Here is a 20,078-nt window from a genome sequence, read left to right as displayed (position 1 = left end):
CTCAACGACATAAGATTTATTCAGGGAACCTGTCATGGCCGATCATCACGATGCTCACAACGATTACGTCAAGGGTGAGATGGATGTCCACGCTCAGCAAAATTCATATGACCTGTTCGTGGGCATGACCAAGTGGGGTTCGCTGGCCACGGCGGCGTTTGTCCTGTTCATCACAGTCATGTTCGCCGTTAAGGGCGCGGGCTTTATCCCGGCTGTGATTTCGACCGGGGCGCTGGTGGTTGTCGGCTGGTTCATGCTTAAGACCAAGCCTGACGCCAAACATTAACTGGCCGTTCACCGCATCATCTGTTTTACGCCCTGACTTTTAGCTAAGTCAGGGCGTTTTCATGTGCGCCGCACAATAAAGCTTTTAATTGTAGGACTAATACTTAAAAATGACACCGGTGTCTCAAAACCAATAAACAGGCTTTGACACCTCGACTATTTCCTCATAATGACGCAATACTTGTACAAAGCGACACATCCGGTTTCAATTGATAGTATTTACATGATGTAACTACCTTCCTTTGCCGCCGGACAAGCAAAAGAGGGAGCGAACGTGGCCATTACCATCGCCATACCAAAGGAAACGCGCACCGGTGAGACCCGCGTGGCCGCCACCCCCGATACCGTGAAGAAATGGACCGCTGCGGGCATCGTTGTGCAGGTTGAAACCGGCGCAGGTCTGGGGGCGGCCATCACCAATCAGGCGTTTGTGGACGCAGGCGCGCACATCGCCAAATCGGCCACCGAAGCCATAAAAACCGCCGATATCGTGCTTAAGGTGCGCGGGCCGGAAGCCGTGGAAATCGCCGCGCTGAAACCCGGCGCGCAGGTTATCGCCCTGCTCGATGCCTACCGCGAGAAAGAAACCCTCGCCGCGCTGGCCACGGCGGGGGCTTCGGCCTATGCGATGGAGTTTGTGCCACGTATCACCCGCGCGCAGGTCATGGACGTGCTGTCGTCTCAGGCCAATCTGGCCGGTTACCGCGCCGTCATTGATGCCGCCGCCATATACGGTAAGGCGTTCCCGATGATGATGACGGCGGCGGGTACGGTCGCCCCCGCCAAGACCTTCATCATGGGGGTTGGCGTTGCGGGTCTGCAAGCCATCGCCACCGCCCGTCGTTTAGGCGCGGTTGTCTCCGCCACTGACGTGCGCCCGGCCACCAAGGAACAGGTCGAATCACTGGGGGCCAAGTTTACCGCCGTTGAGGACGAAGAGTTCAAAAACGCCCAGACCGCCGGTGGCTACGCCAAGGAAATGTCGGCGGAGTATAAAGCGAAACAAGCCGCCCTCGTCACCGCCCATATCGCCAAGCAGGACATTGTGATTACCACCGCCCTGATCCCCGGCCGGGCGGCCCCCATTCTGGTCACCAAAGAGCAGGTCGCCTCGATGAAGCCCGGTTCGGTGCTGATTGATCTGGCGGCCCCCCAGGGCGGCAATGTCGAAGGTTGCGTACCCGATCAGATCGTCGATGTGAACGGCGTCAAAATCTATGGCCCGACAAATATCGTCACCAGCATAGCCACGGACGCCTCCGCCCTGTATGCCAAGAACCTTCAGGCGTTTGTGGGCCTTCTGATCACCAAAGACGGTGCCTTAGCCCCGGATTTTGAGGATGAAATCCTCAAGGCCGCGCTGGTCACCAAGGATGGCGCCATCGTCCATCCCTCTTTGAAAGCCCCCTCATGAGCCTTAATGCCTCCACACCCCACGCCCGCGAACTGGCCTTTTACGCCGCATGGAACAACCGCGATGCGCAGGGCATTTGCGAGCTTTATGCCGACGACGTTGTGTTTTCATCGCCCTTCGTCACCCGAATGGACATGTCCGAAGACGGCGTCCTGAACGGTATCGAGGCCTTATTTCACTATGTTAAAGCCGCCCTTGAGCGCGTGCCGAACCTGCATTTTGAAGGCATCGCCAATTGTCAGGGTGTCGCGCACAACACTCTGGTCTACCGCAACCAATCCAGCCATGTGGTGACGGAAACCCACGAATATGATCAGGACGGCCTGATCCGTGCGGCCAGCGTCGCCTATTCCATCGCCCCGCTTAAGAGGAAAAACTATGGAAGTCGTTGATCCAACCATCTTTCGTCTGGCCATTTTCGTACTGGCCATTTTCGTGGGCTATTATGTGGTGTGGAGCGTCACCCCCGCCCTGCACACGCCGCTGATGGCGGTAACCAACGCCATTTCCTCAGTCATTATCGTGGGGGCCTTACTGGCCGCTGCGGCATCCGCCACCGGATCAGACGCATGGATATCCAAAGGCTCTGGTGCCATCGCCTCAGCCTTTGCCGCGGTCAATATCTTCGGCGGCTTCATGGTCACCCGCCGGATGCTGGCCATGTACAAAAAGAAAGAAAAGCCCGCAAAAGCGGACGGGGGGAAGCACTAATGCAAAACATAGCACCTTTCTCCTCCCCATCGCATGGGGAGGTGGCAGCGCGCGCAGCGTCGCTGACGGAGGGGTACAACCTCCCTCTCCATTACCCCTCCACCGCGTCAGCCCTTACGGGCTCGCGGTCCCCCTCCCCACAGAGTGGGGCGGAGACGCAGCCCTCCACACGCACAGGAGGCGTTCAATGACCTTCTCTGACATTTCCGCCCTCGCCTATCTGGTGTCCGGCGTTCTGTTCATTCTGGCCCTGCGCGGGCTATCGTCGCCGGAAACCAGCCGTAAGGGCAATCTCTACGGCATGATCGGCATGGCCATTGCGGTCGGCGTGACCCTGATTGGCCTGTTTATCGGCGGTGAGCTTGATCCCGTCACCATCGGCCTGATCGTCGGCGGCATCGCCATCGGCGGCTTTGCCGGGGCCACCATCGCCAAGAAGGTCTCCATGACCTCCATGCCGCAGCTTGTGGCAGCGTTCCACTCACTCGTCGGCATGGCCGCCTGTCTGGTCGCCGTCGGTGCCCTCTATGCCCCCGAAGCCTTCCATATCGCGGACGGTCTTGGCGGCATCAAGATCCAGTCGATCATCGAACTGGCACTGGGCGTCGCCATCGGGGCGATCACCTTTACCGGCTCGGTCATCGCCTTTGCCAAGCTCAACGGCAATATGTCGGGCGCACCGATCATCCTGCCCGCCCGCCACCTGCTCAATATCGCGCTTGGGCTCGGCATTGTGGTGCTGATCGGGGTTTTAATCTCGACAGCCGGTCAGGCGACCTGGGCGTTCTGGGTCATCTTTGCCCTGGCGCTAATCCTCGGCATCACCCTCATCATCCCGATCGGCGGCGCCGACATGCCGGTCGTGGTCTCCATGCTCAACTCCTATTCCGGCTGGGCGGCAGCAGCACTTGGGTTCACGTTAGAGAACATCGCCCTGATCATCACCGGCGCGCTGGTGGGGTCTTCGGGGGCTATCCTCAGCTACATCATGTGTAAGGCCATGAACCGGTCGTTTATCTCGGTCATCTTAGGGGGCTTTGGCGCCACAGCCGACACCGCTGCGGGCGGTAAGGTCGAGACGCGGCCCGTGAAACAAGGCTCAGCCGATGACGCCGCCTTCATCATGAAGAATGCCTCAAAGGTCATCATCGTCCCCGGCTACGGCATGGCGGTCGCCCAAGCTCAGCACACCTTGCGCGAAATGGCCGACAAACTCAAAGAAGAAGGCGTCGAAGTCAAATACGCCATCCACCCCGTCGCAGGTCGTATGCCCGGCCACATGAACGTGCTGCTGGCCGAAGCCAACGTCCCCTATGACGAAGTGTTCGAGCTTGAGGACATCAACTCAGAGTTCGCCACCGCCGATGTTGCTTTCGTTATCGGGGCTAACGACGTCACCAACCCGGCTGCCAAGACCGATAAGACCTCGGCCATCTATGGTATGCCGATCCTTGATGTCGAAAAAGCCGGCACCGTCCTGTTCGTCAAACGCGGCATGTCGTCAGGCTATGCTGGCGTCGAAAACGAACTGTTCTTCCGCGACAATACCATGATGCTCTTTGCCGATGCCAAGAAAATGGTCGAAGGCATCGTCAAGGCCCTCTAAGCAGGGACACAGTCCCTGCACCCGAAACTGGGAGCCAGCGGCAACGCTGGCTCTTTTTATTTCGAGCCGTCCGCGCTATCCTCACCCGAACGGGAGGGGCGCATGACAAAAACCACACGACTAATCACCTTTGGCACGGTGCTCGTCACCGCCTTGGCCTTAAGCGCCTGCATGGCCCATCAACCCGCAGGCACACCGGGCGCACCGGCCTTCTGGATGGGACTGTGGCACGGGCTGATCGCCCCCATCAGCTTTGTCATCAGCCTGTTTAACGACGACATCCGCATGTACGCTGTGCCCAATATCGGGCGCTGGTACGATTTCGGCTTTCTGCTGGGCCTGTCCATCTGGGGTGGCGGGGCGGCGGCGTCCAATCAATAAGTCCCTTGACGCCAAAGCGTATTGAATTACCGTCAGCCACGGCGGGGTAAATTCATGAAAAACGACTATTTCAGAACCAGTTGGGTCAAACGTCATCCTCTAGGTTTAGGAATTATTCTTGGCGTCATCCTGGTGATCCTGTTCGCCATTGTGAGCGGAGTTCATCAGAAGTTCGTCGGCTATGTCAGCGACAACCCATCGCCGTTTTACGCCAGCCTTTTAACACAGCCCCTGTTCTGGCACCGCTGGACACCCCATAGCTTTAAAACCTTGGGCTTCCTCTGGTTTACCGTCTTTCTGGGCCTGATGTTTTTACATAGCTACGTGGCAAAAACCAAAGCTCAGGATCGGGTTGTTTTCGGATCAGGCGTCATATTCACTCTGACCTATGCCGCGGCCCTGTTTTATAACTTCCACTCAGGCGGCTTTGCTCTTTATGGCAACCGATTTACGGTGAGCGCCCCGTTCAGGGATTTATCGCCACAAACCTATGATATAAAAGACATAGAACGTATCGAAGTTGGCTGCCGGATAATGTGTTTTGGTGGCCACAGATGTAGCGACGGGGGTGCCACCGCCGTCTATGATGTCCACCTAAAAAATGGCCGCAGCTATCCTCTGTATCAAGCAGCTCTTGACGATTTTGATGATCCGGCGCTGATAGAAGCCATCGCTGTGTTCGACAGCCATGTGCGCGATGCTGATATTCCGCGCTCATATAAGATGAACATACTGAGTGAGCCGATGTCGACCCATGTATGTTACACACGTATGCAGGAATATGCTGGCGGCGATAGCCTGAAAAGACTGCTCAGAGCCAGCCGCGTCCCGTAGGAGGGTTCATCATGGCCGAGCTTAAAACCCAACCCACCGATGCTGATCCGAGCGCCTTCGTCGCCAGCATACCCGATCCGAAAAAGCGCGCGGATTGTGAGACTTTGCTCACCTTGTTTGCCGAGGTCACCGGAGAGCCGCCCGTCATGTGGGGGCCGTCGATTGTGGGCTATGGCTGCTACACCGATATGAAAAACCCGAAAAAGCCCGCCGACTGGCCCCTCACTGGCTTTTCGCCGCGGGCCGCCAATCTGACACTCTACATCATGCCGGGATTTTCTGAGCGTCCCGACCTTATGGACGGTTTAGGCAAGTATAAGGCCAGCGTATCGTGCCTTTACCTCAAATCGTTGAAGGATGTGGATAGTGACCGGCTGCGGACTTTGATCCGCTGGGGCTATGAGGCGATGAAATCACGTTACAAAGCGCATTCCGAAACGAAGTTCGGTGTAGCCAAAAGTGTTAGGCGGTTTTCGGAATCAAATGCGCGTCAAAACTGAATTTTAGGGGTTCATCTTCCATTCAGCCCAACTATGGTCATATGACGCCTGTAAAGACGAACCATGGAAACGATGATGCACACCAAATCCGCCGCCCGCGCCTTATCCTCGAAAGCCCTAGCGGCCCCGCAGACTTCATTTCTGGCCGCCGCCATGTTCGGTCTGACGGCGCTGGGTGTCGCTTTGTCGCCTCAGATTGCGGAGGCCGCCCCTGTGGGTCAGATTGAGACCAAGGAAGTCCCTGCCTCGCGCCTGTTTCCGTTGCTCAAAGGCTTCTTGAGCCAACCCGCCTCGGCGCGCGATCAGATCCAGTTGGCCTATGTGGTGCGCGTCAAGCATGTCCCCGTCAGCGCCCTCGATTTCAAGCTTAAGGACGGCGCCAACCTCACCAAGCTGACCCTTGGTCCCGACAACCGCATCACGCCCCTGCCGACGCTGGCGCAGCTCAACCGCAATGCGGTGGTGGTGGCGACCGGCCCGAACAATGTCTCGCTGGCCATGAAGCTTAAGGTCTATTCGACGCAAGCCCCTGCCCGCACCCTGTCGGCCGCTGACATGACCAAGGCCGTCAACCAGACCCAGACCGTCGGCAAAAAAGCCGCTGGCCCCGCCGCCATGCTGATTTCTCTGCCCGACCGGGTGTTCTTTGCTGGCGCCGGTAAGGGCACGGTCACCCTGTCAAACGGTCAGGTCAAAACCTTGCCGGTGACCACCAAGGGCGAATACCCGTCCGGCACGCCCTATTTCTACCCGTCCGATTATCCGGAGGCTGCGACGCTCAATTTCGAGCGTGTGCCTCAGCGCATCGAAATCGATAACAAGTGATCAGGCTGAATAGCCCCTAAGCAATCTCTTGGCTGGCGGCGTCCTGACGGGCGGCGGCGCGGCGTTGGGCGCGCACATACTGCTGATGCAGCACGACATAGCCCAGCCAGGCGCCGACAAAGGCCGACACGGCCACCAACGGCACGCTGATCAGGTTGAACCACATCGGATGGGGCGTGGAAATGATGGTCATCAGATCACCGGCAAACAGCAGTATGCCGACGATCCAGCCGGGATACTGCCCGGTCTTGGCGACCCGAACCGCCACATAGGCCCCAAACAGGGCCCCAACCGCCCACGACACCAGCGTGATGACAAAGGCCGCCGACGGTATGGTGCTCATCAGCTCCAGCCGCTCTTCGGGGGTAACCATGTCCAGCAGCGGCGGCGGCGGAAACAGATAATCGCCCACTTCCTTGAAAATGGTCTGAAGCACCATCCCCAGCAGTAAGCCCAACAAAACCGCCAGTGTGCTCACCAAGGCCCGACGGGTTTTTTCGTCATCCCACTCCAGCAGCCAGCGCCGCATCACATCGCTAAAACGTGTCTGAGCCATAGGTTTTCTCACCCCCAAAACCTGTACGCTTAGGGTTACAGGCTTGCCCCATTTTGGGCACATTTATGTATCGGCAAGATGTCAGGGCTTTGGGTTGCGGTCAATTGTTTGTTTACCAGAAGGGGAAGTTGAAGTTGATCCGGGGTGGAGATTTAGAGCGTAATGATTTTCAAGGAATCATTACGCTCAAGCCGCCATTGCGGCGGCGGCCAAGGTGGCGGAGCCACCGCCCGGCGAGGGACTTTAAGTTTAGTGGTGTGGAAGTGGCCGCGGGCGACCGCCGGAATCAATCGCCACAAACGTAAACACCGCCTCAGTTACCTTGATGCGCTCATCGCCGTCGCGCGAGCGGCGATAGGCTTCGACCTCAAACTTCATCGACGTGCGGCCGGTGGAGATCAGGCGGGCATAGACCGTCACTTCATCACCGACATGCACCGGCGTCAGAAACACGATCCGGTCCACTGCCACCGTGGCGCAGCGGCCCCGCGCGCGCCGGCCGGCGACATTGCCCGCCGCCAGGTCCATCTGCGACATCAGCCAGCCACCAAAGATATCACCCGCCGGATTGGTATCGGACGGCATGGCGATCGAGCGGATGGCCAGTTCAAACTCGCCGGGCTCAGGGATAGCGTCAGGGGCGTCGTTGGACATGGGTCGGGCGTCTCAGTTTAAACTTATAGAAAAAGCGTTGCAACCAGATGATCACAACGCTTTTATATCTGCAATAGATTACGTGTCTTTAGGCGCGGTGTAAATTAAGCGCGCGCTGGGCGGGCGGGCATAGGCGCGCCACCTTCGCGTTGAAGACGCTTGCGGGCCAGCTTGCGGGCGCGACGCACGGCTTCAGCCTGCTGACGGGCGCGCTTCTCGGAGGGCTTCTCATAGTGTACGTGACGCTTCATTTCGCGGAAGGAACCTTCACGCTGCATCTTCTTCTTGAGGGCTTTCAGGGCCTGATCGACGTTGTTGTCACGGACAAAAATCTGAACCAGAGGAATCTCTCCATTCTTGCTTGATGCCGAGGGGCTTGCCCGGATCGGCGACTGGTTACGACCAGCCCCTCTGAATGAAGCGATAGCAACCGTGGTCAATTAAAATCTGAAAACCCGCAAACACCAGTCTGCGGGCATGTAGGGGAGTGCACATACAACAACCCAACCAAGGAGTCTAGCCAAACTGGCACAAGAAAAAGCGCATTTCGCGCGAAATTTGCCATAATGCCGCACACGGCTACCAATCCCTTGGCGCGACGGGGGTTTAGGGGTATCTTTGGAGCCATGACGACCTCACCCCTCAAAGCCCTCGAAGCCGATCTGGCTGCCGCCACCGCGAAATTGATGCCGGATTTGGGCCTCAATAGCACGAGTTTGCGCCGCGCCGCCGCCCATATCGGCCTGACACCCGCCGAATCCGACCTGATCTGCCCCAACGGGCCGCGCGATATCGCGGCTGTACTGTGGCGCAGCCATGATGCGGCTTGGTTGGCCGTGGTTGAGGCCACCGACATGATGGGCATGAAGGTGCGTGAGAAGATATCTTTTTTGCTAACCGCGCGGCTGGATCAGGCCGCGGTTGAAGAATCGGTCACCCACCGCCTGTTCGGTTATCTGATGCTGCCGCAGCATCTGGGATTGCTGAAATCTCTGGTGTGGGACAGCGCCGACATGATCTGGCGCAAGGCTGGCGATCAGGCGCTGGATGAAAACCACTATTCCAAGCGGCTGATTGTATCGGGGATTCTGACCACGGCGCTGACCACCCGACTGGCGCAAGGCAAGGCCGCACAGGACGACCAGATCGCGCGAAATATCGACGCGGTCATGGCTTATGAAAAGTTTAAAGCCAAATCTGGTTTCAAACCCGAACAGACCCTGCTCGATATCGCCGCCAAGCTAGGCGCCTTACGCTTCGGCAAGGCTAAGGCGGAACCCGCACAAAGTTAAGCAAGAACCCCCACCACCATTTCGCTTTGCTCATGGTCCCCCTCCCCGGCACGCCGGGGAGGTATAACCTTTTTTATACTCCCCCAGTTTACTGGGGGAGGTGGATCGGCGCGTTAGCGACGAGACGGTGGGGGGCTCTTGGGGGGGACGCCTTAATGCTATCCGAAACGGATGGCTTTGGCTCACTGTAACACTACCCGCAAAAAACGTATCTGGCGCGCCAGCGCCATAACTTTTTTGCGCGACCTAGACTCTTCCCTTGATCCGGTTGATGTGGCCCATCTTGCGGCCCTCACGCGGTTCATCCTTGCCGTAGACATAAAGCCGTGCGCCCGCTTCGGCGGATAAGCTTTCCCACGCCAGCACGTCCGGCCCCAAAAGGTTGGTCATTTCAACCTGAAAACGGGCCTCGGTGTCCCCCAGCGGCCATCCGGCGACGGCACGGATATGCTGCTCAAACTGATCACACAGACACCCATCCTGCGTCCAGTGGCCCGTATTGTGAACCCTGGGTGCGATTTCATTAAGCAAAAGACTGTCATCACTCAACACAAACAATTCGACGCCCAAAACGCCCACATACTCAAGACCTTCCAGCACACGGGTGGCAATTTCGACCGCACCTTCGCGCAGGGATTCCGACACATAAGCCGGTGCCAAGGTCGTCGATAAAATCCCGCCGACATGGTGGTTTTCACCGATGGGATAGGTCTTGACCTCCCCCCCAAAACCACGCGCGGCAATGACCGAGACTTCGCGCACGAAATCGGCCTTGGCCTCAAGGATCGCCGCCCGCCCGCCAAGGCTTGCATAGGCCGCGTCAATGTCGGCCACATCCCTGATCCACACCTGGCCCTTGCCGTCATAGCCTTCGCGGCGGGTTTTCAGCAGCGACGGCACGCCTAAGCGCGCGACACCGGCCTTCAGGTCAGCCAGCGAGTTCACCTCATGGAAATCAACCGTACGAATACCGACCGAACGGGCAAAGCTTTTCTCACTCACCCGGTCCTGCGTTATGCCAAGTGCGCGCGCATTAGGAGCGACCCGCGCCCCACCGGCCAGCAAATGCTCCAATGAGGCCACCGGAATGTTCTCGAACTCAAAGGTCACGACATCGCATTGGGCGGCAAATTTATCGAGCGCGTCCAGGTCAGTATAGCGGGCCACTTTCGACAGGGCCGACACACTGGCCGCCGGTGATTCGGCATCAGGCCCAAACACCACGACCTTGAACCCCAGACGCGACGCCGCCTGAGACAGCATCCGTCCCAGTTGGCCATCACCTAAAATACCGATCTTTGCCCCAAGGGGTAAGGATTTATCGTGACGCATTAATCTTCCACACTCTCAGGAACGCCGTCCGTCTGCGCCTGACGCAAGGCATCAACCCGCGCCGCCAAATCCGCATCATTCAGCGCCAGAATCTGCGCGGCCAGCAGGCCTGCATTCTTCGCCCCCGCCTCACCGACCGCCAAGGTCCCGACCGGCACTCCGCCCGGCATCTGAACGATCGACAACAGCGAATCGATCCCTTTCAGGCCGTCCCGCACCGGCACCGGCACCCCAAGCACCGGCAGAGGCGTCAGGGACGCGGTCATGCCGGGCAGGTGCGCTGCACCCCCAGCACCGGCGATAATCACCTTGAAACCGGCGGCCTTGGCGCCCTTGGCGAAGTCCACCATCCGCTCAGGCGTGCGGTGCGCAGACACCACCTTCGCTTCATAGGCGACGCCAAGCTTCTCCAGCATTTCGGCCGCATGCTTCATGACCGGCCAGTCCGAGCGGGACCCCATGATGATGGCTATTTGCGGCGATGTAGCCATGTGCGGCGGTGTCCTTAACGGCATTTTTGGAAAGGCGCGGAGTATAGGGAGAAACGTCCCCGTAGCAAGTGCTGATTTCGGGACTATTCTCCGACTTATCCACGCCCCCAAAAACCTGTTCTCTTAACCAAAGAATCTTGTCCCAATTCCATTGCGATGCGGTATAGTTGCCGCAATCACCGGCTAAGGTCGGCACAGGGCCCGCATATCCTCCCCATCTCAGGCTATAAGAGTATCGTCTATGGGTTTAGACCCCACGCATTATAAAACCGCGCACGAAAATCTAAGCGGCGGTCAAGGCTCTGCGGAGGTAACACCGGCGGAACCCCAAAGCGTGTTCGCCTCGACGGCATCGATGCAAAGCCTGCTGCAATCCTATTTCGAGGAAATGCAGATCACCCCGCAGCCCGCGGCCAATTCCAATGCACCCAAGGCTGCGGCGCCCGCAAGCCCGGTCAAGATCACCCCGCCCGCGCCTAAGCCCGTCGCGGCACCCGTTAAAAGCGAACGCGAAAACCCTTCCCGCGAACATTGGCCGGATGAGGCTAAACGCCTGATCGAGACCCTGACGCGCCAGAACCGCGACCTTAAGGCCGGTGTCAAAATATTGCAGGAACGCCTCGCCCAGACTGAAAATCTGGCTGACTCAGACGTTCTGACCCCGACGCTGAACCGCCGCGCCTTCCTGCGCGAAGTCCACCGCGCCATGGCCGACTGCCGCCGCTATGATCAGCAGGCGTGCCTTGTGTTCCTTGATCTGGACGGCTTTAAATTCATCAATGACACCTATGGTCACGCGGCAGGCGATCAGGCCCTGATCCACGTTGCCGACCTGCTGCTGGCCAATACCCGCGAAGGCGACAGCATTGGTCGGCTGGGCGGGGATGAATTTGCCATCCTGCTGCGCCACGCCGATCTGGCCTCCGCCAAGGTCAAGGCCATGAAGCTTGAGGCCGAACTGAATATCGCCACCTTCCCGCACAAGAACCTGTTTCTTAAAGTAGGCGGATCGTTCGGGGTGCGCGCCTTCTCAGGCCAGAAAACTGCCGAAGCCTGGGTGTCCGAAGCCGATGCCGCTATGTTCCTGATGAAAAAGTCATCGCGCTAGGCAGGGGCACGGCCCCTGCACCCGGAATGTTGGGCGCTGCCCCCATTAATCACCTCTGAATAATTACGCGCCTGTCTTCAACATAAACCTGAACTCTTTGGTTTGATGCCAAGCGGTGCTCGGCCTCTCATTCAATAACATCAATAATATCTGCAACACGGCGCAAAGTATCAGGCCCTAGATCACAGATATGAATTAAGTGCACACTCTCCATAACCTGCCTATTTGCTCTGTTACGCCGCTGTTGAGTCCGAAAATCACGATCTTGAGTCAACAATATCCTGTTATCGCTTAGAGCAGCTTGCGCGACGACAAAATCTGGGGAAGCGGCTCCAACAGCATCCCGAACTCTCAAAACGTCATGTTGACGCGCTTCAAAAAATTGAGATATTTGTTCTATCAAATTATGGTCGGCTAAGAATCTCACTCCCGTCCGACCTCGTTTATTAAGCAGCTTTATTAGCCGCAACGGCACGTACGGTTGCAATATCTTCGGAAGTCAAATCCGGATAAGCTTCAATAATCTCTTCATCAGTAGCTCCCGATTTAAGATATTGAATAACAGCCGACACAGGTATCCGTGTGCCAGCTATTCTTTGTGCATTATGCAGCACATATTTTGACCGCTCTAATTTCCCTTCGCTACCAGAGGGACGTTTGCGCATACTGGCTATATCTCGGTGCAAATCATCAATTACTGAATCTAGTTCTATTAAAGCTTTTTGCCCATTCAAAACCGCTTCTCCTTGCCCTAAATCATCTAGAACAAGGACTTCATTTTTCAGAACCGCTAATCGAAGTTCAGACCAAGGTTTTTCGCATACGGCAGCAAGTTGATCCGCCACCTCCCGGAGGTGCAACATTGGCACTTTCCACTTATCTCTCAATATTTGAAGCGTTTTAAGGCCGACTACATCGCTAAATGAGTAAATACGGCTATAGGGCAATCGTCTATTATCCTCAGCGAATTCCGGAGGAAAAAAGCCCGCACGATCCCACTCTGCCAATCTTGCAGGCGAAAGGTGAGTCAAGCGTGACACTTGCTCAACGCTATATGCGCCTTTGACTTTGACTGGTGTCACAAAACGGCCTTACGTTAATTGAATCGTTCATTTATCATGGTTTGCGAAGAGTAACAATAAACTCAGCATATCAACTAGCACAAGTCACGGCCATGCCTCTACATCGATAGGTTCGTTAGGAAAAGTAAGCCACAACCGTCCCGCTTGCCAGCCTAATGGCAAGGCGAAGTGACTTATCCCCTATCCTCGCGTTTCCCCCATGCTTAGGGGATGACATCCGACACGCACACGGCTGAACGCTATACGCCCGAAGAACGGCGGGCGAAGCTGCGTGCGTTTGCCGACCGGATGCTGGATCATCTTGAGGATCTGGCCCCGCCGCAGGACGTGGCAGAGGTTGAACGCGGTCTGCGCACCGGCTTGCTGATCGAGCGGCTCTATGCCCGCGTCGATAAGGCTGAACGCACCGAGCGGGCCAATCCTAAACCGCGCACGGACGAAGAGATCGCCGCCGATGTCGCCAAAAGCCGTGCCGAATGGGCGGCCAAGCTCAACCGCATGCGTCTTGAGCGTGAGGCCCTTGAAGCCAAGGCCGCAACTCCTATTGCGCCGCCTACGCCTAAACCGGCCTATACTCCGGCCCTGAAATCCTCGCTCAAGGCCTTGCGTCAGCATGAGGGTTTGAAACATTTTACCGATGAGCTTGAGGACGAGTTGGAAAACGGGCTGAACCCCGACTGTGTTCCGTCTCCTAAACCTGAGCCACCTCTGCCCCGGTTTATTGATACCGAAGACCCGCTGCACGCCCCGTTTCAGCACTGGTGCGCGACGGAACGCCCCGATTTCGGCAGCGGTTAAAGTTAAGAGCCCCCACCACCACATCTCGCCTGCGGCTCGTGCGGTCCCCCTCCCCGGCAAGCCAGGGAGGTATAAGAAAATCACCCATATTTACACCTCCCCAATTGCGCTCAAGCAGCGCAGCGTTAGCGCACTAAAATGCACTGGGGAGAGGGACCGCTTTGCGCAGCAAAGGGGTGGTGGGGGCTCTTTCTTTAAAAAATACCCCTCCGTCAGGACGCTACGCGCCTGCCACGGCACGGGCCGCCCCGCTCCCCATCTGCGATAGGGAGGAGAAGATTGCGCGTCCCGTCCCACCCGCTCCAATTAACGGGTCAAGGGGCCGTGCCCCTTGCTATGCCTGCATACCTTTAATCGGGCCGTCGAACTCCGCCTCAAGCTCATCCGCGACCGCCCCTTCACGAGGGGCGGCGATGTCAGCCAGCGCGTCAAATTCACTGAAAAACTGATCGCGGAAATCATCGATTTCGATCAGGATTTCATGATCCGATCCGGCCACTTCGACATATTTACCCTTGGGCAGCTTCTTGGCAAAGGCCTTGGATGGGGCCTTCATGATGATGCTGTCTTCACCGGAGCAGACGACCGTGATCGGGGTCGTGACCTTTTTCAGCAGTTTAAGCTTATCCTTGATCAAGGTTTCCCCGATCTTGAGGCAGAAGGCCAGCCACCCCCAGGTTGGCGTCCCGACCGCCAGATGCGGGCAGGCGAACAATTGCTCCTGCCAGATATCATAGCGCCGGCGATCATGGGTCAGGGCATCGTTCTCAAACGTATGCTCGAACGGATCATCAAACAAATCAGGGACATATTCGGTCGCCTGACCGTGACCCACCTTCCAGTCGCACTGAAACGTCACCGACCACAGGGTATGTTTGCCCGTCTTGACCCTTAGCATGGGGTTGGACAACAGCGCACCCGAAATGCGCTCATCGCCCTTGATCAGGGTCGCCAGATTGAGCGCTGCCCCCATCGAATGACCGACCATGAGCCACGGCTTAGGGGCGCGGTCTTCAAACCCGTCCAGCAACCGCTGAAAATCATCCAGAAATTCATCCGACGTGCGGGCATGGCACTTCAACCGCTCCGGCAACAGCCGCGCCGACAGGCCTTGGCCCCGCCAGTCATGAACCACGACGCAGAAGTTGCGCGACAAAATATCGCGAACGGTTTCATAATATTTTTCAATGGGTTCGCCGCGACCGGGACTGATGAACACGGTCCCGCGCGGCTCACCTTGGGCTGCCGCCCCGCCCGTCGGCACCCAATATCCCAGCCGCAATCTCAAACCACCCGCACCACGATACCATTCCCCGGCCCCGCCCGGCGGGCACATCGCCTCCGGTATGGACATCAAGGGCGCTTGGGTCGAAAGGGCGGCTATGCGGCTCACGTAAATTTCTCATCTGCGGAGGCCGTAGTCTAAGGCTTCCTGAATTTCAGGGTCATACGGTCGCTTTCTCCGATTGATTCATAGAGCGCCCCGTCGAAGTCAGGATTAGAAGGCTCTCCGCGCTTCGCTGTCAAGCGTTGAGGCGGCAAGGTCCACACGCCAAAGGGGTGATCCTTGGAATCTTTGGGATTGGCGTTGATTTCAGAGGCTTCGACAAAGGTGAAACCCACTTCGGTCGCCAGTTGCTTGACGAACGGTTCCTGCACATAGCCGGAGGTCGCCGCCGGGTCCTGCACGTTGCCGATGTCGGCGCGGTGTTGCTCGACCGCCAGCGTGCCACCGGGTTTCAGGGCTGTGAACGCATCAGCAAAGGCTTTCTCGGCTATCCCCGCCGCCATCCAGTCATGTATATTGAGGAAAAACAGTACCACATCGGCGGTGCCTGCGGGGGCCAAGGCCGTGCTGTTCGGGCCGAATTCGGTGATGCCGATTTCGCCGAACAGTTTTTTGTTCTCGCCAAAATGCTGGGTATATTGCTCACCCAATGAGACCACGGCCTGACTGGAGGTCGCCGCCCCCGTCTCTGTGCCAGTTTCTGCGGTTTCAGACGCCTCTTCGGCGGGGGCGCTGTTTTCAAACAGGGCGGCGATATATTTGCCCTTACCACGCGCCAGATAGGGGGCCAGAATCTCAGTCATATAGCCCGCACCGGGCCAGACATCGATGACGGTATCGCCGGGTTTAACGCCAAAGAACTTAAGGGTTTCAAGGGGGTGACGAAACGGGTCGCGGGCCTTATTGAGTGGGTTGCGCCAGCCACCGGCCACGGCCCATTCCAGAGTGCCTTCTTCACCCGCAGCCACCGGTTCACCGTCCTGCGGCGGCGGGATCTTTTTGCGGTTGACGCACGCATAGACGCCGAAGGTCGAGCCCGTCAGCACCGCGCCCGCGATGCCTATGCCGATAAAGTCTCTTTTGGTTAAGGATACCATCTTTGAGAGATTAAACCTTTTCCACCTATTTCAACAGCCTTTTGCTGACGGCAACAGGTTAGGGGGCAGAACCGAAAAGTCAAAGATGAAAACGCGAAATTTTTGATAAATTCTCGCTACTTATGCGCGCACCCCACCTCCCCATTCCATGGGGAGGTGTCTTTAAGCAAAGCGAAAAGACGGAGGGGTACCTTTCTAAGATACCCCTCCGTCTCGTAAACTCGACACCTCCCCACGTTGTAGGGAGGAGTAGAAATCAGCCCTCGCCGGACTCAATTTCTTTCATCGCGCTTTGCAGGTAGTTGGCCTCGCCCATCAGCTTGATCAGGCTAAGCTGGGTTTCCAGCCAGTCGATATGATGTTCGGTATCGGACAGTATCTTCTTCAGCAGTTCACGGCTGACGTAATCGGCATGGTCTTCGCAATATTTAACGCCCGCCACCAGATCGAGATGCCCACGGGTTTCGACCGACAGGTCGGCTTCAAGACATTCGGTAATCGTCTCACCGATACGCAGCTTATTCAGGTCCTGAAGGTTCGGCAGGCCCTCAAGGAAAAAGACCCGCTTGATGAGCATGTCGGCATGCTTCATCTCTTCGATCGATTCCTGATAGACGATCCGGCCGAGGTGATAAAGGCCCCAGTTTTCCAGCATCCGCGCATGGAGGAAGTATTGATTGATCGCTGTCAGTTCGTTGGTCAGAACCTTGTTCAGCAATTTGATGATGTCGGGATTGCCCTTCATAGCGGCGCCTTTCGCATAAATGTCAAAGGCGCGGCAATGTCTCTTGCGCGCCTATTCCGCGGCGATCGCCATGACCGACTGCTGCTCGGCAATCATCTGACGAATGTCGCAGACGCATTTGGCGCATTGGGCGCGGGTCTGGCAATGGTCAAAAACGGCTTTAGGAGTAATGGCCCCCGATAAAATCGCAGATTTAGCATCTCTTTCGCGAATTGCGTTACAATTACAAACGTACACGAGGTAACCTTACAGCCGTATATGAGCGGATGACTATGCGAACAAGTCTCATATAGCTTAAGCCAGACGCATTCGCAAGGTTTTTGAGAATGCGTGTCAAAGATTCATGCAAATGCGTGGCAAAGTTTAATAGTTTTAAGCGCTTAACCGCGCCACTTGCGGCGACGGGCTACCGGACAAGCGGCAACAGATCGCAATTTATGGATTTGCCGCCCATTAAAAAATATGTCATCGGACACCTTATGACTCAAAAAGCCCCTTACAGAACACCCTGCCAGATTTATCTGATCACGCCGCCGAAGATCGCTGACCTCAGCGCCTTTGCCCGCGATCTGGAGGCCGTTCTAGACGCCGCCCCCATAGCGGCCCTGCAAATCCGCCTGAAAGACGCCACCGACTATGAGATTGTGGCCGCTTCAAAAGCCATCACGCCGATCGCCCATCAGCACGGCGTGGCGGTGATCATGAATGACCGGGTGCCGTTGGTGAAGTCACTGAAACTGGACGGTGTACATCTGGGCCAGAGCGATATGTCGCTGAAAGAGGCCCGCCAGATTTTGGGGCCGGAGGCGATGATCGGTATCACCTGCCACAATAGCCGCCACCTGGCGATGGAAGCGGCAGAAAACAGCGCGGATTATGTGGCCTTCGGGGCATTTTTCCCGACCACGACCAAAGAGGTTCTTCATATGGCCGAGCTAGATACCCTAAGCATCTGGCAGGAGAGTATGGAAATCCCGTGCGTGGCCATTGGCGGGATCACCGCCGACACCGCCGCCGAAATCTACGCCGCCGGTGCTGACTTTATTGCGGTCTCAGGCTGCGTCTGGAACCACCCAGACGGCCCGGTCGCCGGCATCAAGGCCCTGACGGCGGCGCTGGCTTAGGCGTGCATTTATCAACGCTGTAATACGGCCAGCCCAAGGCTCCGGTATATAGATGAGCACAAACCGGTTCGGCGTGCCGCAGTGATTTGGCGAAACTGCGGCTGACGCCCACCCTCTGCACCTCGGTCACAGGCCCCCACGGAGGCAACACGACATAGCTGGAGCTTTTCCGGCCCGTGCCAGCTTTCACCTCGCTGGGCACGACCTCGTAAATTTTGGCCTCACGCGCGGGAAGGCTGTTGATCAGGCTCAAGGCACCAAAGGCATAGATAAAGTGCGGGACGAAGGCGACGGCGAGATACCATTTGGCTTTGCCGTCGCGGGATGTACACACAATCCATAAGATCACGCAGGTCAGAATAAATGCCCAGCCCAGTATGGCCCATTCATTGACTGGTCGTCCCGCATGAAAGCCCCAAAAACCTAACGGAACTACCGGCCAGAACATCACCCAGCTTAGGTTCAGCTTTGCCGGAAGGCCGTCACTATAGACCGCCCACCGGCCCCGCGATAACCATATGGCGGCCACGGCCAGAACCGGGATCACGATACAGATATAAAGCAGGACATCGTGTATTTTGAAAAACACAAACGCAGAACCGGATATCAGACCTGACAGAACCGCCGCCCCAATAATCGTATTTTTGTCATAGCGGATCTTTTTAACGCGAGCGGCCTCATCCGTCCCAAAGGCCGGATTATCCAGCAGAAGTCGTTCGCGCGTCGCTTTTGTCGTTTCATCCAGATCAGGAAATACCGAAAACCAATCTGTAAGCTTACTATCCCGATCGCCAAAATAGGGGACATTCACGAGGTTGGATTTATTCTTTAAACCTACTATTATCGAGCCAATGCCGCTCCGGCTCGGCCCCCATTTAAAGGCAGCTATATCCGAGCGTTCAATGCGCTGAACTTCATAGATGCGACAGTATTCCAGATAATCGGGGTATAATTCTAAGTACCCTCGACCAAGCAACATAGACGAATACACGATTGCAAATACCAAGAGTAAAACTATTGCCACAATGAACAACTGAACCAAAGGCCGCGCATCAACGCCAAAAAACACGAAAGCAAAATACATAAAAATCAAGACAGGGCTTAGCAGAACAATCTGCACGCTCGTTCCACTTGATGGCCTGTAAATATAAGGATAATTCAGGTTTTCCATATTTCCCCTACTCAGCCCCTTGCGGCCAGGTTAAGCGCAGTTCCGACACCACCGGCGCGACCTCTGCAAACGCTTTATCGTCACTGCGCAGCGGATGATCGCCGCTTAAACCTTCCGGCAAGGCGGCCTTATCCGGTACACCAAAGCGCAGTTTCAGCGCACAGCCATCAAGGTGCGCCAGCTTACCGCCCCTGAAATCGACCACCGTGCCGCCCGCTTCCCAGCCAAAGCCCATCAACACAAACGGCCTGCCATTGGCGGTCTCCACGGCTTTCAGTGTTGCCCCCAACCGCACGCCGCCGGGCCCCACCCAGTCCGTCGCAGTGGGCGCCAGGGACAGATCCGACACCTGCGTCATGGCGGCGTCCCAGAACCACACCTCGCCCCGACGCTGCGGCATCTTGGGGTACAAAACCACGGTGCGCGACACCTCACCCTCAAGGCCGCGCATGATATTGATGCGCGCCTGCCCGCGATAGATATCGGTTATCGCTTTGGCGCTTAAGCCTTTGGACACCGGCACGGTGCAGTTGAGGATATTGTTCTCGGACACGCCTGCGGACATAGCGGCCTCGCTTATGGCGCGTTCGGCCACCGCGCCGGGCCCCAGCTCTTCGGGCTCAGGCTGGCGCGAACAGGCGGCCAACGCCAAAACCCCAACAATCAAACGGCCCGCCTTAAGCCCCATACTTAACCCTTTATCTTCTCCTCCCTACGCAGTGGGGAGGAGGAAGGCCGCACAACTCACGTCGTCATTAAAGCTAAACTATTGCACATCCCTAAA

Annotated in this window: 26 protein-coding genes; 13 read left to right on the top strand and 13 right to left on the bottom strand. The window is 56.9% G+C overall.

Features of this window, described 5'->3' with window-relative positions; translation table 11 throughout:
* The first annotated feature begins 34 nt into the window (after nucleotides 1-34).
* From OVA03_RS15595 to OVA03_RS15555, 9 genes are all read left to right on the top strand, one after another.
* The gene (locus OVA03_RS15595; RefSeq protein WP_267525953.1) at nucleotides 35-286 is read left to right on the top strand and encodes an aa3-type cytochrome c oxidase subunit IV; all 252 of its coding nucleotides are present in this window, start codon (nucleotides 35-37) and stop codon (nucleotides 284-286) included.
* 273 nt (nucleotides 287-559) lie between these two features.
* On the top strand, nucleotides 560-1,699 hold the full coding sequence (locus OVA03_RS15590; protein ID WP_267525952.1) for a Re/Si-specific NAD(P)(+) transhydrogenase subunit alpha: 1,140 nt from the start codon (nucleotides 560-562) through the stop codon (nucleotides 1,697-1,699).
* Entirely contained in the window at nucleotides 1,696-2,091 is a 396-nt protein-coding gene (locus tag OVA03_RS15585; RefSeq protein ID WP_267525951.1) for a nuclear transport factor 2 family protein, read from the top strand. Before OVA03_RS15590 ends, OVA03_RS15585 begins: the two co-directional genes overlap by 4 nt.
* Complete coding sequence (locus OVA03_RS15580) at nucleotides 2,078-2,410, top strand: NAD(P) transhydrogenase subunit alpha (RefSeq protein WP_267525949.1); 333 nt, start codon at nucleotides 2,078-2,080, stop codon at nucleotides 2,408-2,410. The genes OVA03_RS15585 and OVA03_RS15580 overlap by 14 nt, the downstream gene beginning before the upstream one ends.
* A gap of 187 nt (nucleotides 2,411-2,597) precedes the next feature.
* The gene (locus OVA03_RS15575) at nucleotides 2,598-4,016 is read left to right on the top strand and encodes an NAD(P)(+) transhydrogenase (Re/Si-specific) subunit beta (RefSeq protein ID WP_267525948.1); all 1,419 of its coding nucleotides are present in this window, start codon (nucleotides 2,598-2,600) and stop codon (nucleotides 4,014-4,016) included.
* A gap of 102 nt (nucleotides 4,017-4,118) precedes the next feature.
* Nucleotides 4,119-4,397 carry a hypothetical protein gene (locus OVA03_RS15570; protein WP_267525947.1) on the top strand — a complete coding sequence of 93 codons (279 nt, stop codon included), beginning with the start codon at nucleotides 4,119-4,121 and terminating at the stop codon, nucleotides 4,395-4,397.
* A 54-nt stretch (nucleotides 4,398-4,451) separates the two neighbouring features.
* Nucleotides 4,452-5,231 (top strand): hypothetical protein, encoded by a 780-nt coding sequence (locus OVA03_RS15565; protein ID WP_267525946.1) that lies wholly within the window; start codon nucleotides 4,452-4,454, stop codon nucleotides 5,229-5,231.
* A gap of 11 nt (nucleotides 5,232-5,242) precedes the next feature.
* Nucleotides 5,243-5,731 (top strand): DUF1801 domain-containing protein, encoded by a 489-nt coding sequence (locus OVA03_RS15560; RefSeq protein ID WP_267525944.1) that lies wholly within the window; start codon nucleotides 5,243-5,245, stop codon nucleotides 5,729-5,731.
* Between the two features lie 63 nt (nucleotides 5,732-5,794).
* Nucleotides 5,795-6,556 carry a hypothetical protein gene (locus tag OVA03_RS15555; protein WP_267525942.1) on the top strand — a complete coding sequence of 254 codons (762 nt, stop codon included), beginning with the start codon at nucleotides 5,795-5,797 and terminating at the stop codon, nucleotides 6,554-6,556.
* A gap of 16 nt (nucleotides 6,557-6,572) precedes the next feature.
* Here the strand turns inward: OVA03_RS15555 and OVA03_RS15550 are convergent, their stop codons facing one another.
* The 3 genes from OVA03_RS15550 to rpsU form a co-directional block, all read right to left on the bottom strand.
* Complete coding sequence (locus tag OVA03_RS15550; RefSeq protein ID WP_267525941.1) at nucleotides 6,573-7,112, bottom strand: hypothetical protein; 540 nt, start codon at nucleotides 7,110-7,112, stop codon at nucleotides 6,573-6,575.
* A gap of 249 nt (nucleotides 7,113-7,361) precedes the next feature.
* A complete protein-coding gene (locus tag OVA03_RS15545) occupies nucleotides 7,362-7,766 on the bottom strand; it encodes an acyl-CoA thioesterase (protein ID WP_189486338.1) in 405 nt (134 codons plus the stop codon).
* A gap of 104 nt (nucleotides 7,767-7,870) precedes the next feature.
* The gene (gene rpsU / locus OVA03_RS15540; RefSeq protein ID WP_189486557.1) at nucleotides 7,871-8,107 is read right to left on the bottom strand and encodes a 30S ribosomal protein S21; all 237 of its coding nucleotides are present in this window, start codon (nucleotides 8,105-8,107) and stop codon (nucleotides 7,871-7,873) included.
* Nucleotides 8,108-8,392: 285 nt separating this feature from the next.
* Here rpsU and OVA03_RS15535 point away from each other — a divergent pair, with 285 nt between their 5' ends.
* Nucleotides 8,393-9,058: a COQ9 family protein gene (locus OVA03_RS15535; RefSeq protein ID WP_267525939.1), complete on the top strand. Its 666-nt coding sequence runs from the start codon at nucleotides 8,393-8,395 to the stop codon at nucleotides 9,056-9,058.
* 246 nt (nucleotides 9,059-9,304) lie between these two features.
* Here the strand turns inward: OVA03_RS15535 and OVA03_RS15530 are convergent, their stop codons facing one another.
* Nucleotides 9,305-10,390 carry a 5-(carboxyamino)imidazole ribonucleotide synthase gene (locus tag OVA03_RS15530; protein ID WP_267525938.1) on the bottom strand — a complete coding sequence of 362 codons (1,086 nt, stop codon included), beginning with the start codon at nucleotides 10,388-10,390 and terminating at the stop codon, nucleotides 9,305-9,307.
* The gene (gene purE, locus OVA03_RS15525; protein ID WP_267525937.1) at nucleotides 10,390-10,881 is read right to left on the bottom strand and encodes a 5-(carboxyamino)imidazole ribonucleotide mutase; all 492 of its coding nucleotides are present in this window, start codon (nucleotides 10,879-10,881) and stop codon (nucleotides 10,390-10,392) included. The genes OVA03_RS15530 and purE overlap by 1 nt, the downstream gene beginning before the upstream one ends.
* Nucleotides 10,882-11,122: 241 nt before the next feature.
* Between purE and OVA03_RS15520 the strand changes: the two genes are divergently transcribed.
* Nucleotides 11,123-11,989, top strand: a complete 867-nt coding sequence (locus tag OVA03_RS15520) for a GGDEF domain-containing protein (protein ID WP_267525936.1) — start codon at nucleotides 11,123-11,125, stop codon at nucleotides 11,987-11,989.
* Nucleotides 11,990-12,116: 127 nt separating this feature from the next.
* Here OVA03_RS15520 and OVA03_RS15515 read toward each other — a convergent pair whose 3' ends face one another.
* Together OVA03_RS15515 and OVA03_RS15510 are read right to left on the bottom strand one after the other, a co-directional pair.
* A complete protein-coding gene (locus tag OVA03_RS15515) occupies nucleotides 12,117-12,416 on the bottom strand; it encodes a DUF5615 family PIN-like protein (RefSeq protein ID WP_267525935.1) in 300 nt (99 codons plus the stop codon).
* A 19-nt stretch (nucleotides 12,417-12,435) separates the two neighbouring features.
* A complete protein-coding gene (locus tag OVA03_RS15510; RefSeq protein WP_267525934.1) occupies nucleotides 12,436-13,071 on the bottom strand; it encodes a DUF433 domain-containing protein in 636 nt (211 codons plus the stop codon).
* Nucleotides 13,072-13,281: 210 nt separating this feature from the next.
* Between OVA03_RS15510 and OVA03_RS15505 the strand changes: the two genes are divergently transcribed.
* Nucleotides 13,282-13,869 carry a hypothetical protein gene (locus tag OVA03_RS15505; protein ID WP_267525933.1) on the top strand — a complete coding sequence of 196 codons (588 nt, stop codon included), beginning with the start codon at nucleotides 13,282-13,284 and terminating at the stop codon, nucleotides 13,867-13,869.
* Between the two features lie 334 nt (nucleotides 13,870-14,203).
* Here OVA03_RS15505 and OVA03_RS15500 read toward each other — a convergent pair whose 3' ends face one another.
* The 4 genes from OVA03_RS15500 to OVA03_RS15485 all read right to left on the bottom strand — a co-directional run bounded on the left by OVA03_RS15500 (nucleotide 14,204) and on the right by OVA03_RS15485 (nucleotide 17,236).
* Entirely contained in the window at nucleotides 14,204-15,223 is a 1,020-nt protein-coding gene (locus OVA03_RS15500) for an alpha/beta hydrolase (RefSeq protein ID WP_267525932.1), read from the bottom strand.
* A 68-nt stretch (nucleotides 15,224-15,291) separates the two neighbouring features.
* On the bottom strand, nucleotides 15,292-16,254 hold the full coding sequence (locus OVA03_RS15495) for a class I SAM-dependent methyltransferase (protein ID WP_267525931.1): 963 nt from the start codon (nucleotides 16,252-16,254) through the stop codon (nucleotides 15,292-15,294).
* 256 nt (nucleotides 16,255-16,510) lie between these two features.
* The gene (gene bfr / locus OVA03_RS15490; protein WP_267525930.1) at nucleotides 16,511-16,999 is read right to left on the bottom strand and encodes a bacterioferritin; all 489 of its coding nucleotides are present in this window, start codon (nucleotides 16,997-16,999) and stop codon (nucleotides 16,511-16,513) included.
* Nucleotides 17,000-17,050: 51 nt separating this feature from the next.
* Complete coding sequence (locus OVA03_RS15485; protein ID WP_189486327.1) at nucleotides 17,051-17,236, bottom strand: (2Fe-2S)-binding protein; 186 nt, start codon at nucleotides 17,234-17,236, stop codon at nucleotides 17,051-17,053.
* A gap of 242 nt (nucleotides 17,237-17,478) precedes the next feature.
* Here OVA03_RS15485 and thiE point away from each other — a divergent pair, with 242 nt between their 5' ends.
* On the top strand, nucleotides 17,479-18,123 hold the full coding sequence (thiE, locus tag OVA03_RS15480; RefSeq protein WP_267525929.1) for a thiamine phosphate synthase: 645 nt from the start codon (nucleotides 17,479-17,481) through the stop codon (nucleotides 18,121-18,123).
* Here the strand turns inward: thiE and OVA03_RS15475 are convergent.
* Both OVA03_RS15475 and OVA03_RS15470 read right to left on the bottom strand, forming a co-directional pair.
* Nucleotides 18,095-19,294 (bottom strand): hypothetical protein, encoded by a 1,200-nt coding sequence (locus tag OVA03_RS15475; RefSeq protein WP_267525928.1) that lies wholly within the window; start codon nucleotides 19,292-19,294, stop codon nucleotides 18,095-18,097. The genes thiE and OVA03_RS15475 overlap by 29 nt on opposite strands.
* A 7-nt stretch (nucleotides 19,295-19,301) precedes the next feature.
* Complete coding sequence (locus OVA03_RS15470; RefSeq protein WP_267525927.1) at nucleotides 19,302-19,982, bottom strand: hypothetical protein; 681 nt, start codon at nucleotides 19,980-19,982, stop codon at nucleotides 19,302-19,304.
* Nucleotides 19,983-20,078: the final 96 nt, after the last annotated feature.

Source organism: Asticcacaulis sp. SL142, from assembly GCF_026625745.1.
In the GTDB taxonomy this organism is placed as follows: Bacteria; Pseudomonadota; Alphaproteobacteria; order Caulobacterales; family Caulobacteraceae; genus Asticcacaulis.
The sequence above is the reverse complement of the archived record's forward strand: the minus strand, read 5'-3'. Positions and strand labels throughout refer to the sequence as shown.